Source organism: Streptomyces sp. NPDC005799, assembly GCF_040630525.1.
GTDB classification, from domain to species: Bacteria; Actinomycetota; Actinomycetes; order Streptomycetales; family Streptomycetaceae; genus Streptomyces; species Streptomyces griseorubiginosus_B.
Genome location: NZ_JBEXXQ010000100.1, coordinates 1 through 13,228, shown reverse-complemented (window position 1 = coordinate 13,228; position 13,228 = coordinate 1). Strand labels below are relative to the sequence as shown.

Annotated in this window: 11 protein-coding genes and 3 pseudogenes; 10 read left to right on the top strand and 4 right to left on the bottom strand. The window is 65.6% G+C overall.

Annotation, left to right across the window (positions count from 1 at the left end):
* Nucleotides 1–118: 118 nt before the first annotated feature.
* A complete protein-coding gene (locus ABZ453_RS48595; RefSeq protein WP_359026146.1) occupies nucleotides 119–871 on the bottom strand; it encodes an IS110 family transposase in 753 nt (250 codons plus the stop codon).
* Between the two features lie 347 nt (nucleotides 872–1,218).
* On the opposite strand from ABZ453_RS48595, the gene ABZ453_RS48590 reads away from it, so the two are divergent.
* Nucleotides 1,219–1,440: a hypothetical protein gene (locus ABZ453_RS48590; protein ID WP_359026144.1), complete on the top strand. Its 222-nt coding sequence runs from the start codon at nucleotides 1,219–1,221 to the stop codon at nucleotides 1,438–1,440.
* Between the two features lie 82 nt (nucleotides 1,441–1,522).
* Here ABZ453_RS48590 and ABZ453_RS48585 read toward each other — a convergent pair.
* Together ABZ453_RS48585 and ABZ453_RS48580 are read right to left on the bottom strand one after the other, a co-directional pair.
* Nucleotides 1,523–1,858 (bottom strand): annotated as a pseudogene (locus tag ABZ453_RS48585) (integrase core domain-containing protein); the annotation flags it as partial.
* Nucleotides 1,859–1,986: 128 nt separating this feature from the next.
* Nucleotides 1,987–2,181 (bottom strand): transposase, encoded by a 195-nt coding sequence (locus ABZ453_RS48580; RefSeq protein ID WP_359026142.1) that lies wholly within the window; start codon nucleotides 2,179–2,181, stop codon nucleotides 1,987–1,989.
* On the opposite strand from ABZ453_RS48580, the gene ABZ453_RS48575 reads away from it, so the two are divergent.
* The 6 genes and pseudogenes from ABZ453_RS48575 to ABZ453_RS48550 all read left to right on the top strand — a co-directional run bounded on the left by ABZ453_RS48575 (nucleotide 2,171) and on the right by ABZ453_RS48550 (nucleotide 9,682).
* Nucleotides 2,171–3,118, top strand: coding sequence for a transposase (locus ABZ453_RS48575; RefSeq protein WP_359026140.1), 948 nt, complete (start codon nucleotides 2,171–2,173; stop codon nucleotides 3,116–3,118). The two genes, ABZ453_RS48580 and ABZ453_RS48575, sit on opposite strands and share 11 nt — an antisense overlap.
* A gap of 401 nt (nucleotides 3,119–3,519) precedes the next feature.
* Nucleotides 3,520–5,403, top strand: a complete 1,884-nt coding sequence (locus tag ABZ453_RS48570) for an FAD-dependent oxidoreductase (RefSeq protein WP_359026138.1) — start codon at nucleotides 3,520–3,522, stop codon at nucleotides 5,401–5,403.
* Nucleotides 5,400–6,386 carry a hypothetical protein gene (locus ABZ453_RS48565; protein WP_359026136.1) on the top strand — a complete coding sequence of 329 codons (987 nt, stop codon included), beginning with the start codon at nucleotides 5,400–5,402 and terminating at the stop codon, nucleotides 6,384–6,386. Before ABZ453_RS48570 ends, ABZ453_RS48565 begins: the two co-directional genes overlap by 4 nt.
* Before the next feature lie 163 nt (nucleotides 6,387–6,549).
* Complete coding sequence (locus ABZ453_RS48560; protein ID WP_359026134.1) at nucleotides 6,550–7,794, top strand: cation:proton antiporter; 1,245 nt, start codon at nucleotides 6,550–6,552, stop codon at nucleotides 7,792–7,794.
* A 153-nt stretch (nucleotides 7,795–7,947) separates the two neighbouring features.
* Nucleotides 7,948–8,079 (top strand): annotated as a pseudogene (locus ABZ453_RS48555) (IS5/IS1182 family transposase); the annotation flags it as partial.
* Between the two features lie 592 nt (nucleotides 8,080–8,671).
* A complete protein-coding gene (locus ABZ453_RS48550) occupies nucleotides 8,672–9,682 on the top strand; it encodes a hypothetical protein (protein ID WP_359026132.1) in 1,011 nt (336 codons plus the stop codon).
* On the opposite strand, the gene ABZ453_RS48545 is transcribed toward ABZ453_RS48550, so the two are convergent.
* Nucleotides 9,674–10,348: a hypothetical protein gene (locus ABZ453_RS48545; RefSeq protein WP_359026130.1), complete on the bottom strand. Its 675-nt coding sequence runs from the start codon at nucleotides 10,346–10,348 to the stop codon at nucleotides 9,674–9,676. The two genes, ABZ453_RS48550 and ABZ453_RS48545, sit on opposite strands and share 9 nt — an antisense overlap.
* A gap of 365 nt (nucleotides 10,349–10,713) precedes the next feature.
* Between ABZ453_RS48545 and ABZ453_RS48540 the strand changes: the two genes are divergently transcribed.
* The 3 genes and pseudogenes from ABZ453_RS48540 to ABZ453_RS48530 form a co-directional block, all read left to right on the top strand.
* Nucleotides 10,714–11,193 (top strand): ATP-binding protein, encoded by a 480-nt coding sequence (locus ABZ453_RS48540; RefSeq protein WP_359026128.1) that lies wholly within the window; start codon nucleotides 10,714–10,716, stop codon nucleotides 11,191–11,193.
* Nucleotides 11,190–11,618: a DUF6415 family natural product biosynthesis protein gene (locus tag ABZ453_RS48535; RefSeq protein WP_359026125.1), complete on the top strand. Its 429-nt coding sequence runs from the start codon at nucleotides 11,190–11,192 to the stop codon at nucleotides 11,616–11,618. The genes ABZ453_RS48540 and ABZ453_RS48535 overlap by 4 nt, the downstream gene beginning before the upstream one ends.
* A 531-nt stretch (nucleotides 11,619–12,149) precedes the next feature.
* Nucleotides 12,150–13,228, top strand: a pseudogene (locus ABZ453_RS48530) (IS4 family transposase); the annotation flags it as partial.

The window sequence follows — 13,228 nt, the reverse complement described above, 5'->3', positions numbered from 1 at the left end:
CAAGGCATCACAGATTCGTCGGCGTCCCGGACGGACACCGGCCCTATTTTCCCGCCACCACGGCGGCCAGCGCAGCGGCCTGGATTACTGACACGAAAGATGCAGCCGACTGTGCAGGTCAGGACGTTGTGATGGGGTCGAAGCGGACGGTCATTCCGAGGCTGTTCGCTTCCTTGATCATGCGGCGCATGGCGCGTTCGGGGTCACGCTTGGTGAAGTAGTCAGCGCCGAGGTCGCGGTAGGGGACGTCGTCGTGCAGGACGTGCCAGATGGCGATGGCGAGTTTGTGCATGACAGCCACCACGGCGCGTTTGCCTCCCCGCCGTGCGGAGATGCGCCGGAAGTAGGCGGCGAGATAGGTGTCCTTGTTCCTGATCGCGGCCATGGCAGCGACGCCGAGCAGCCGTTTGAGGTTGCTGTTGCCCGGGCGGGTCGTGCCCGACCTGCTCACTCCCGCGGATTCGTTCTGCCCGGGGCAGACACCGATCCACGAGGCGAGGTGTCCGGCGGTCGGGAACTGGTTCATGTCCCCTCCGGTCTCGGCCAGGATGATCTCCGCTGCCATCCGGCCGATTCCCGGGATCGAGTCGAGAAGGTCGAGTTCGTGCTCGCGTTCGGCCAGAAGATGGGCGATTCGGGTGTCGAACACGGTGACGGTGTCCTTGAAGCGGTCGATCTCATCGAGGTAGTGGCGGACCATGAAGGCATGGTGGTCGGTGAACTCGCCGTCCAGAGCCTCGATGAGGGCTGGGATCTTCGCGCGGGCCTTGCCGACGGCGAGGTCGGCCAGCTGCCCGGGCTCACGTTCACCGGCGATGAGAGCCTCCAGGATCGCCCGGCCGGCTACACCACGACAGGGGACACGATCCAAGCTGGATGATGCCCAAGTCGAAGCTGTTCGGGCCGTGTTGGAATAAAGCGCTCAGGCGCACAGGTTCGAGGCGGACCTGTGGACGTTGGAACGCGCCAGCGGAAGAAGAAGGAAGTGATACCTGACCCTTTCCCCGAGATCCGGACTCGTGTTGAGCTTGACTCGCTGCCGCCGGGGACCTTCGTCGAGTGCGTGGCGTGCGTTGACCACGAGTACGTCATCGCCGATGTGGACCCGCACGATTGGCAACGTTGTCATCAAAAGCTCCATCCGAGCCACGTGTGCTACCGAAAGGTGTCAATGCCCAACTTCCGGGTTGTCCCTGTCGCCATCGTCAGGTCGACGTCATGAACGCCGATGAGGAGGACGAGGTCTGCGGGGCCGTGACCACCCTCCCCGTGTTCGGTTGGGCTCCCGTAGACGGCCTGGCCGGCGCCACGGTGACGTGTGACAAGGAGCCTCACGAGGGGGACATGCACTCAGGTCAGATAGTCGTCGACGGCGATTACCACGGCGTTTACTACTGGGGCTCTGGCTACCTGCCCGAGATGCTTCTCCCCACCGCCTGAGCCCGCTTCAGAAGCGGCCGACCCTGGGAGCATCTCGTCAAGGTGAGCTGCCCCGAGTTTCATAGAGTCCGGTGATCTTGTTTCAGGCGGACTGCTGGGTGGCTTCCTGTTGTCGCCACCAGGCGCGTTCGTACTCGGCGGGCGATACGTAGGCGAGGGCGGAGTGGAGCCGCTCCTCGTTGTACCAGGCGACCCACTGGAAGATCGCCCGCTCGAGCTGGCCGACGTCCCGCCAAGGGCCCTGCATCTCGATCAGCTCGGCCTTGAAGGTGCCGTTCAGGGCCTCGGCCATCGCGTTGTCATAGCTGTCCGCGACCGAGCCGACCGAGGCCGGAGCCCCGATCTCGGACAGCCTCTCGGTATAGCGAATTGATACGTATTGCGCCCCGCGGTCGCTGTGATGAATGAGGCCAGAGCCCTTCCGAGTGCACGTTCACCGGGTCTCCTTCGCGAAGAAAGCCGTGGCCCGCTTGAGGATCTCCACGTCCTCGCGCAGTCGGCGATTCTCCCGCCGCCGTTGGGCCAGTTCCTCGCGGTCGCTGCTGGTCAGCCCGTCGCGCTCACCGTTGTCGACTCGGCCTGCCTGACCCAGTCGCGCACTGCGGTCTCGGTCAGGTCGAAGTCCTTGGCGACCTGGCCCACCGAGCGGTCCCCGCGTCGGCACAGCTCGACGATCTCGGCCTTGAACTCCGGCGTGAACGAGCGGCGAGGACGCGGCTTCTTCTTCCTCATGCTCTCCATGATGGACATCATCCTTCCTGGGCCGAAGCCCCTGATCTTCGATGTCCGTCAAAGCGGATCAAGCCCAGGCCTACACCGACGAGTGCCTGGCGATGGAGCTGAGGGAGGGCAACGCCCGCGCGAACACCGTCGCCGATCACCTGCGGGTGCTGGATGCCGCGCTCGCGCAGATACCCCGCTCCTGCCAGGCCAAGATCCTGGTGCGGGTCGACGGCGCCGGTGCCACGCACGGCCTGCTCAAACGTCTTCAGGCGCTGAACACCACGCGGCGCGGCGCACGGTCCGCTACACCGTCGGCTGGACGATCACGCCCGAGGACGAACGCGCCATCGCCCGCCTGCCCGAAGCCGCCTGGGAAACCTCCCTGCGACAGGACGGCAAGGTCCAGGACGGCTGCTTCGTCGCCGAGATGACACGTGAGGGCTGGCCCAAGGGCATGCGGCTGATCGTCCGCCGCGTCAAGCCCTCTCGCCGGCACCTGGGGAAGCTGACCGCGTTCGAGCAGAAGACCGGCCGACGCTACTCGATCACCGCAACGGACATCCGGCACATAGGCTACATCGCCGGCACCCACCAAGTGCAGTTCCTCGACGTCCTCCACCGCGATCACGCCGAGGCCGAAGACCGCGTGCGCACCAACAAGGCGATGGGACTGGCGAACCTGCCGTCCAAGTCCCGGGAAACGAACGCGAGCTGGATGCTCACCGCGAACCTCGCCGCCGATCTCGACACCTGGCTGCGGCTGCTGACCCTCCACGACCACGCGGACGTCGCCCACGCCGAGCCGGACACCATGCGCTTCCGCCTCTACCGCCCGCCCGCCCGCCTCGTCCACCACACACGCCGCCGCCACCTGCGCATCGAACGGACCTGGCCCTGGGCCCAGACATCCACGACCAGCTGGAAGCGGATCAACAACCTGACTGCCGCCACCTGACCACCAGCCTTTGCCCCAACGCACACCGAGAGGAGAAAGACCAGCAGTCTCCGGGCCCGTGGAACCCGGCGCACCCCGCAGCGACACGCGACGGCCCACCCTCACACAGCGAGGGACATCACGGGCGAACCACCGGGCCACTCAACGACCAAACCCCACCGAAAAATCGAGGTCAACGAGCCCAACTACCGCAAGAAATCCACTAATTCATCGACAAACTCACCCGTACGCCGCATGCACCACTGACCACACTGGCTCCGCAGCAACCCGGGGTATTTGGCTCTATCTCTATGGGTGGATCGCATGTTGAAATTCAAGCGAATATCTTCCGCTTGCGCGTAGGATTAAAATGCCTATCCGATTAGTTCAAATTGAATCCGTTGGGTGTGTGGTGATTCTTCATGTCGAGATTCGAAGACGCCTCGCCCTTCGATGACGCCTCGAAAGCAGCCGACGTAGCGGTTGTCGGAGCCGGGATCGTCGGACTGACCAACGCGCTACAACTCGCCAAGCGAGGGCTGCGGGTGGTTCTCCTGGACAACGTCCAGGCCCAGCGGCGCAGTTACAAAGTGGGCGAGTCGTTCCTCGTCTTCACCAGCGCGTTCCTGCGCACAGTCGGCGGCCTGGACGGGTTCATTAGTAAAGAGTCGTTCATTAAGCTGGGGGTCTGGTTCACCAGCGGAGCCGAGCACCGCGACGATTTCCGGGGAACCACCGAGTGGGCGGTGAACGCGGATCCGCATCCGCCGCACTACCTGTACGACCTGGCGACCGACAAGAAGTGGTTCCGCTGCATGTTCCTGGACATGCAGATTGTCCGGCCCGAGGCGGAAGACGTGATGCGGGCGCCCGTGAGCGCCCATCCCAACATCACGTTCCTCGACTTCGCCAGAGTCCGCGAGGTGGACATCGCCGGCGCCGACCGGTCCGGTGAACCGCACCGGTTGGTGTGGCAGGAGGGCGGCGTCCAGGCTCGCAGTGGCAGCACTTTCGCCCGCTGGGTGATCGACTGCTCCGGGCGCAGGCGCCTGCTGGCCCGCAAGTTCGGGCATGACGCGGAACGCTCAGAACGGGACGACGACTTCCAGACCGCCGTGTGGGGACAGTTCAAGGACGTCACCGATGAAAGCTTCGCCGACTGCTGGAACCACCTACGCAAGGGCGGCGACGTCACGCGGCGCGATCTGTACACCGTGCATCTGTGGGGAGAGGGCTACTGGATCTGGGTGATCCGGTTGTCGCAGGACCGGATCAGCGTCGGTGCAACGTTCGACCAGCGCACGCCGCCGCCTGGGGCCAATCCCCGCGAACAGTTCTGGAATCTCATCAGGCGGTATCCGGTGCTCAACAAGGTGATCGGCGAGGACACGCTGCTGGAGTTCCGTACGTTCCGCAACGCCCAGCACTGGACCGATACATTCGCGAGTGAGCGACGCTATGCAATGGTGGGCGACGCGGGCAGCATCATCGACGCCTACTACAGCCAGGGCGTCGCACTGGCCCTGGTGACCAGTTGGCATCTCGCCAACGTGATCCAGCGCGATGTCCACGACGGACGGCTGGACCGCCCCTACATCGCCCGGATCAACCGAGCCACCCGCCAGGACTGGCACATGCTCCGCAACATGGTGCGGGAGAAGTACACCTCCGCCGTCGAGGATCCGCGGTTCTTCCTGCTGTCGCACATCCTCGACATGGCGGTCTTCTGGAGCATGGGCAGCACCCGCGCCCGACTGACCCACTGGCTGGTGGCCACCGAGGGGGACACCACCCGGGAGACACCCGCACTGCGGCGCGCACGCACACGTCTGGAGTCGCGGTTGTTCTACTCCCGAGCTCCTCACGGGGCCTTTCTCACCCCGGAGCGGGTTCAGCGGCTGCAACGCAGGCTCCAGCGCGGACTCGGTGAACGCGCTCGGTGGCGTCAGGAAAACGGGGTGCACCCGCCCACGGTCACCAGCCTGCTGAGCGTGACGGCCCCCGTACCACAGATGTGGAAACTCCCGTTCGCCAGGCGCTCCGGTCACGTGGACGTCAGTGGCCGTGACCTGGTGCAGCCCGCCGAGTTGCGCCCACCGGGTACCGCAACCTTGTACGACCGGCTGCCGGTGTCGGCCAACACCCGACTCAACTGGGTGCTGAAGCTGCGGCCGGTGGCGCTGATGGGGCTGTTCGCCGCCGGGTACGTCTGGGACGCCGCGGACACTGCCATGCGACGGCTGCGGAGGCGCGGGCGTGCCACTGACCTGCTGAATGCCGACGTCCGGGATCGGGAGGCACGGTGAGCAGCCGGGCGGGCCGGTCGCGCGTCGTCTACCTGAGCATGGGGACACCGCACCGGGAGTACACGGGCGTCGCTGCGGCACTCGCCGAGCGCGGCGTGGAGGCCCACCTGGTGCATCTGGATGACGCCGACAGTGTGGACTGGGCAGGCGTCGAATTGGTCAATGTCCGTATGTGCCGCGGCTATCACGCCGATCCCCGCTTCCTGGAGCGGGTCACCCACCTGCACGACCGGCTACGGAACGCGCCCAACGGACCGATCCCGCTCGCCAACAACCTCGACCTGATCCACGACGCGGTGGACAAAGGCCGCTACTTGCGCCGACTCGCCGAAGAGGACGGTGTTGGCCTGATCCCCACCCGCTGGCTCCCACGCGGCACGGATTTACGGGTGGCCGACCTGATGGACGAGGCTGGCTGGGACGACATAGTCATCAAGCCGACCGTCTCCGCGGGCTCGTGGCGCGCCATCCGGGTGTCCCGCACGGGCCGCTCCGCGTCGGACAGCCACTTTGTGATGGACGGTACGGAGGGAGGCGGCGTGCCGTTCGAGGAACAGATGCGCGCGCTGCTGACCACGCGTGACCTGTTCGCTCAGCGATTCTTGCCCGCGGTCCTGGACGACGGTGAACTCTCACTCGTCTTCCTCGGCGGACGGTTCAGCCACGCCGTGCGCAAGACCGTCGGCTCGGGCGGCGGCTGGTGGGCACACGAGCGGCTGGGCGGGGTCAACTTCGCCGTGGAGCCAACGGACGAGGAGTACGCCTGGGGGGAGAACATATACCGGGCTCTGGAACGGCGGTACGGCTGCCTGTGGTTCGGCCGTGTCGACGGGATCCGCGACATGGAAGGGCACCTGCGTCTGCTGGAGTGCGAGCTGGCGATACCGCGTCTGCTGCTGCCCGAAGGCCAGGCCTTCGGCAGGTACGCCGACGTCATCGCGCAGGGGCTGCGGGAACGCTCGCTGAGCAGCATCAGTGGTTGACGGCGACGTCCCCTGCTGCGTGTCGGCCCGGCGGGTGCGCAGCGTGCGCGCCCGTGGGCGCAGGCCGCAGAAGCGACGCCGCGCCGGGCCGTCGGCGCGGCGCCGTCCCACCGCCACACGCCGACGGGTCCGCGCCCCTGGTACGGGCCGAGTGGAGTTTTCGATGACACCGCATCAGATGCAGTTCCTCCTCCTGGACCTGGCACTGATCGTCATGGTCACCCGGGCCGTGGGGGGTCTGTTCAGGTGGCTGGGTCAGCCACCTGTGCTGGGCGAGATCACCACGGGCATCCTGCTGGGGCCGACCCTGTTCGGTGCGGGCTTCACCCAGGCGGTGTTCCCGCCCGACGCACGGCCGTTGCTCGGCGCACTGGCCAACCTCGGCGTGGCACTGTTTCTGCTGGGGCAGGGCATCGAGTTCGACAGCGGGCTGCTCCGCGGCGGGGGCCTCGTCGTATCCGTACTCGCAGTGACCTCCGTCGCCGTGCCGTTCGTGGTCGGCACCGGCACGGGGTTCTGGCTCTTCGCCGACCACGAGACCGTGTCCCGGCCGGGCTTCATCCTCTTCATGGGTGTTGCCATGTCGATCACGGCGTTCCCGGTCATGGCCCGGATCCTCGCCGACCGCGGACTGAACCGAGACCGGCTTGGTGTCATCGCACTGTCCACAGCGGCCCTCACGGATGTCCTCGCATGGTCCGTCTTCGCCGTGGTGGTGGCGGTCGTCGCCCGGGACGGACAGCAGTCCTGGCGGATCGCACTGATGCCCGTCTACGCCGTGATAATGCTGTGTGTGGTCAGGCCCCTGCTACGCCGTCTGGACAGCAGCGGCAGGTTCCGCTCGGGGGACGCGGCGCTAGCCGTCGTCCTGACCGGAATGCTGCTGTCCGCGCTGGCCACGGAATGGATGGGCCTGCACTTCCTGTTCGGCGCCGTGCTGCCCCGCGATGGGACCCTGACTCTCCGCACGGCCTGGACACTCGGTATGAGGCGGATCTCCTCGACGCTGCTGCTCTCGGTGTACTTCCTGCTGACCGGACTCAACGTCGACCTGTCCTCGTTAGGCAGCCGTGGGTTCGTGGAGATAGCAGGCATCCTGTTCGCGGCCGTCGTGGGGAAGGCCGGAACGGCGTTTGTGGTGGCAAGGTTGCACGGGATGGACCGCCGCGAGGCCACGGTCCTGGCCGCGCTGATGAACACCCGAGGACTCACCGAACTGATCGTGCTAACCATAGGTGTGCAGATCGGGGTGCTGGACAGCCGGCTCTACTCCGTCATGGTGGTCATGGCCCTGATCACCACGGCCATGGCAGGGCCAGTCCTGGCCCTCCTCCCCGCAGCCCGCGACCAGGCACGGACCTCGATACCTGACCCCGGAGTCCTCTCTCAAACACAGCAGGACAGGTAAACCGCCGATGATTTTGCACCTGAGGCTCCGGAATACCTCGGACCAGGCCCGCACCGCCGGCCTACCCCGTTACGGCCACGATCCACAGCCGGTGCAGCGACTCTGCCCTGAGCACACGGCCGAAGAACCACCGGAATTTTCCGAGGACCGGTTGCAGCGCGAGCATCAGTCGAACGCGGCGTCGTCTGCCTGAAGTTCTGGCGGATCTTGCGCAGATCCCGGTGCAGTCTGAACCGTATGACGTCAATCGTCAAAGCGATCCTCACCCTGGAGCGTCAACGCTGAAGAAGCTCAATGCGATGTTTCGCTTGTCCGTGCCGGGCATAGTCTGACTCGGTTATTCGAGCAATGCCACCGACTAAGGGCTACCGGCCTTTGAACGTCAAGCTCAATTTTGACATAGGAACCTTTAAGGTGGAACATGCATGTCTCATGAAGTGTAGCCCCGGATCGGCCGTCTCCCTAGACGTCGGTTGTAATGGGTTTCGATGGAGCGAAGAGGTCCGCTGGGCCACCACTCGAATCCGCCTTCAATGGGTTTCGATCCTTTCCCCCAGCAGTGCGAAACGACTCGACGCCGGCGTAGCCAAAGAATGAGTCGGTGCCGACCCTACTCTGTCTCAGCCGCAACCGGCCTACTTCGCATCGAACTTCGTCGGAGCTTGGTTCCAGAAACATGCCGAATATGACGCAATCACCGGAGAGATAGAACACCAACATGCGCGCCCATCCAATTGAGCAGCAGGATTCCAAGGAACAGGCCGGAAGAGGGACGGGCCCACGAACCACGAAGAGCCACCCACGTACCCATGTCTCTCAGGCGGCGGCTTCCCTCACAGCACTCCAGCGAACGGCGGGCAATGCGGCCGTGGCCCACATGCTCGAGGACGACCACGTGGCGCAAGCGGCAACGACGAAGGACGTCCCGGGCGGTGACGATGCCAAGCGCGCCCTTGACCCTGGTTGCTGGCACCGGGGCCTCGCGATAGCGGTTCCGGTTCAGCAGGCGTTCGTGGACATCACGGTGCAGCGGGCGTTTACCCAGACCGTGAGCCCCGCCGAGTCCGATCGAAACACCGCTCTGCGAATGCTAGACCGGGTGGCCCGCATCGCTGAGCGCGTCATCCGCACCAGTGACCCAAAGGCCAAGCACAAGTTCACTCCCCATCTAGCCGTCAACCTGCTCCCCGACGGTTCCCTCGGCATCTCCGGCAACACCGGCAAAAAGGTAGTCACTGACGAGCAGCGCAAGACAATCGAGAAGGAGATCCAGACGTTCGCAGAGGGCACCGCTCCTCGCAAGGGACACCACGGACACAGTTCGTCCTCGGAGGAACGGCAGCGGGAACGCCGAGATCGCAGCAAGCTGCGCGCCTTCGAGGATGGAGTCTACGTGTCGCACCATCCCGAGTCGCCCGAACTGGCCGAGATCCAGGCCGCGTTACATAAACCCATCAAGTGGTTCGCCATCAGCACCCCGGTCAGACAGAGTGTGCCCGCCCAACACGGCGAGATGACACTCCTCGGGGAGCAGGTCACCGGGTGGAAGAGGGCGCCCAGGGACCAGGACAACCCCAAGACGGTGTACATGGGCGGAGTCAAGCTGGCCTGCGTGGCATGCCAGTGGGCGTTCGAAGCAGTCAACCGCCACCTCGGGCACGAACTGGGGTACCGCGTGGTTGCCGCCGGAACGCACGGCCAATTCTTCCCCAACTGGCTGATGCCGCCGTGGATGCGGACGGAGAAAGCGGTGGTCAACGAGATACGCGTCCGGGCAGCAGAATATGACGCTGTGCTGGACAGTAACTGGGTGATCCGTGGCGAAATGGCCACGGGTGACTTCGTCCACGACCCGTCGAACTCCTCCTCGGATTACGAGTCAGACTGAGGTGCGGACGTATGTATCCGGAGTCATCGATTCATGATAAATAGCAGGGTCTTGGCAGGGGCATGGGCGTCCGGCCGCCATCGAAACCCGCGGCGGGGGAACGGCGGTGCCGATGTCGGTGACCAGGCAGGAGGCAATGCGCCGTTTCCTGACGATCAAGCCGATCCGGGCGGTGACCTTCTCGGCGGTGCTGTAGTAGCGGCCGGCGCAGGAGTGCTGGAGCTTGTCCAGTTGCTCACCGGCCTGCTGAAGGTGCCGGGCGCGGGCTACCTGCTGGGTCGCGGCGTTGGCGGTGCCTTGGACCAGGATCCGGCGCACAGTGATGTGCGGGTCGCTCTTGCGCGGACCGGCCAGCGCCTGGGTGTCTTCCAGCACGCGGTAGCCTCCGCGCTGCTCATGCAGTTTCCAGGCGTTCCGTTCGGCGGTGTAGTCGACCAGACGGGCTGTCTCGATGTCGAGGCCGGCATACAGGTCATCGGGGATCTTGGCCGCGGACGCCGGAGTGATGAACCGCACCTGTGCTTGCGCCAGGGCCAACAGGTTGGGGTAGGAGACCAGCTTCGAGTCGCCGACCATCAGGAAGTCGCGGGGGTGCGGCAGAGCAGTGGCGATACGGTCGTTGTTGAGCAGATCCGCCGCTTCGATCCCGAAGACCTCCTCCACCACCCATTCACGGGCCCAGTCACCGACTCGTACCAGCGGCGCGGACGCGGACAGCCGGTTGGCCACACCAGCACCTCGTTGATTTGCCCATGGGGGAGATGCGGGACCTCACGGATTGGGCACATCTCGTCGACGATCCGGGCCACGTTCAGCCGGCGCAGAAACTCGGCAGAGGCAGGCAGAGGCCCCAGACACCTCTCCACCACGGGCCCGATCCCCACATTCATCCGTGGACGCTGCACCCGTGGCCGCTTGGCACGCGAATTTTCGACATATCACATCAACGATTACACCGACAAACCGGACACCGCCCACACCTCGATCCAAGCCGGACGAGGCATGTGCGGAGGACGGGCTTTGAGGACGTGATGACGACGACAGCCGTACGGACGCCTTTCGCGGGTCTACGCCGCGACCAGTACGTGCTGAAGCAGTGGGTCGACATCGGCCCTCGCCCAGCCGACGGTTCGCGCGGACGGGCGGCCGCGCACTACGTGGGAGTTCTGCGCCGGATTGCCGCCGCCCGAATCCGTTGCCACGGTCTTGGCTCGCTGACCGACGAGGTGATGCTCCTCGTCTCCGAGCTGGTGACCAATGCGGTGCTGCACAGCGGGACCCGGAAGATCGGCCTGGAGATGGCTGTGAAGGACGGCTTCCTGGACATCGCTGTCATCGACGGCATGCCGGGCGTCGCGATGCTCAAGGAGGCCGACGAGGACGCAGAGTCGGGGCGGGGCCTCGCCTTGGTGCAGATGGTGGTCAAGGAGCACGGCGGGGCTTGGGGAACGAGGGACGCCGGCGGGACGACTTGGTGCCGCCTCGCCGTGCCAGAGGAGGCGGAGGAATGACTGCCGCCACCCTCTCCCCGGGCTGGGCCCATCCCGTGCGGGCGGCCGTGCCGCCCTTCACCGAGGCTGGTCTGGGACGGGTCCTGGGCAAGGTACAGCGTTGGGGCCCGTATGTTGACGGTTCGTTACTCGACGACGTCGCAGCCGTCCTCGACGACTACACGCCCACCGACGGTGAGGTCGACGAGCACGCGCAGCGGCTCCGCGGGCACCTGATGCGACTCATCAACCTCGCCGTCACCTCCAAGCTGAACGAACGGGATGAGCGCGTGGCCGACCTCGTCAAGCGGGGCCGCAACATCCGATCCGAGGAAGTACCCAGCGACCACCGCCGGGCCGTCGGACACGTCCGACAGATGGCGTGGACGCTCAACGAACTCCTCGAACGGCTGGTGGAGAACCAGTGCCTTACGGAGGAGCTATGACCTTCCCGTCACTCAGTGCGTTGTGGCAAACCGGATCTCGTTCGAGGTGTGCGGCGCGGGTGATCATTCGGACAGAGGTGCCGGTGGGGTCGCGGGCATGAAGAAACGGGCCTCCCGGTAGTGACGTGGTTGTTGAAGCCCGTCACGGTCAAGGAGACCCGTTGTACGGACAGTTGACTATTTCCGCTGCGCCCGCGTCCATCACGGCCACTCCGGAGTGTGACTGCTACGTGCACAGGTTCGGTTCGATCGCTCCGGGACGGCGGGTGCGGTGCTATCCGAGTGACATGACAGACGTGGAATGGGCCGAGGTCCGCTCGGCGATGCCGGTACCGGCCTGGCTGCTCAAACGGGGCGGGCGCCCGGAGGCGCACTGCCACCGCGAGATGCTCGACCAATGCCACGAAGTTAAGGCTCAGTTGATGTTGTCAGGCCTGACCCCGACATGAGACGGGCCTCTGCTATCCAGGGGATCGACCAAGATCTTCCTGAGAGGGCAGAGGCCCTGCGACACAGCCTGTCACCTACGGAATCGATGATGTGTTCGCTCCCGGACACGTCGGTGAATTGACGCAGGTCATCCCGGCCGAGCTGGTGGATGCGGTGCTGGAGGAGACCGGGACGCGCGAGCGTCGGCTGCGCAGTCTCCCCTCGCGCGTCGGGGTGTACTTTGTACTCGCGCTCGGGTTGTTCGAGCAGCTGGGTGCCGGGCTGGTGTGGGGAAAACTCGTGGCCGGACTGGCCGCCGCGGTGCCGCAGACGTCAGAAAAGGCCCTTCGCGATCTGCGTCGGAGGATCGGAGTGGTCCCGTTCCAGCGGCTGTTCGAGGTGCTGGCGGGCCCGTTGGCCCAGCCGTCCACCCCCGGAGTGCGCTACCGCCGCTGGCGGACGGTCGCCTTCGACGGCTGTGGGAGCTTGAACGTCCCCGACCACGAGCGCAACCGGTCCTGGCTCGGCCGCACGCCGCGCTGCCATGGCCCTTCCGGCTACCCCCGGCTGATGCTGATGACCTTGTGCGAAACCAGCACCCGGGGCCTGATCACCGCCGCCTTCGGACCCGCCTCGAAGGGCGAAACCGACTACGCCCACGAGCTGGTCAGCCACTTGACCTCGGACATGCTCCTGCTGGCTGACCGCGCCTTCGACAGCAACAAACTGCTCGCAGACGTCGTGGCTCAGGGGGCACAGTTGCTGATCCGGGCCACCAGCACCCGGCGCCCACCGGTGCTTGCGCTGCTGCCCGACGGCTCCTACCTCACCCGGATCGGCGGCGTCCGACTGAGGGTGATCGAGGCCGAGATCCGCTCCCGTACCGCCGACGGCGAAAACTTCGGCGGAACCTATCGTCTGCTCACCACTCTGAGCGACCACCGCACTGACCCAGCAGACCGCCTGGTCGGTCTCTATCACGAGCGCTGGGAGATCGAGACCGCCTATCTGGCACTGCGTCACACCCTGCTCAAAGGACGCGTTCTACGGTTGAAGGACCCGGTGGGCCTCACCCAGGAGATGTGGGCACTCCTGACCACCTACCAAGCTCTGCGCTCGATGATGGTGACCGCAGGGAGACAGTGCCTGGCTGCGATCCCGACCGGGCCGGCTTCGCCGTG

What these genes read in the sequence shown, in the direction of transcription:
- ABZ453_RS48535 (WP_359026125.1), top strand. Translation starts at nt 11,190, where the DNA reads ATGACTGCCGCCACCCTCTCCCCGGGCTGGGCCCATCCCGTGCGGGCG.
- ABZ453_RS48550 (WP_359026132.1), top strand. Translation starts at nt 8,672, where the DNA reads ATGCTCGAGGACGACCACGTGGCGCAAGCGGCAACGACGAAGGACGTC.
- ABZ453_RS48540 (WP_359026128.1), top strand. Translation starts at nt 10,714, where the DNA reads ATGACGACGACAGCCGTACGGACGCCTTTCGCGGGTCTACGCCGCGAC.
- ABZ453_RS48580 (WP_359026142.1), bottom strand. Translation starts at nt 2,181, where the DNA reads ATGGAGAGCATGAGGAAGAAGAAGCCGCGTCCTCGCCGCTCGTTCACG.
- ABZ453_RS48590 (WP_359026144.1), top strand. Translation starts at nt 1,219, where the DNA reads ATGAACGCCGATGAGGAGGACGAGGTCTGCGGGGCCGTGACCACCCTC.
- ABZ453_RS48560 (WP_359026134.1), top strand. Translation starts at nt 6,550, where the DNA reads ATGACACCGCATCAGATGCAGTTCCTCCTCCTGGACCTGGCACTGATC.
- ABZ453_RS48570 (WP_359026138.1), top strand. Translation starts at nt 3,520, where the DNA reads ATGTCGAGATTCGAAGACGCCTCGCCCTTCGATGACGCCTCGAAAGCA.
- ABZ453_RS48575 (WP_359026140.1), top strand. Translation starts at nt 2,171, where the DNA reads ATGCTCTCCATGATGGACATCATCCTTCCTGGGCCGAAGCCCCTGATC.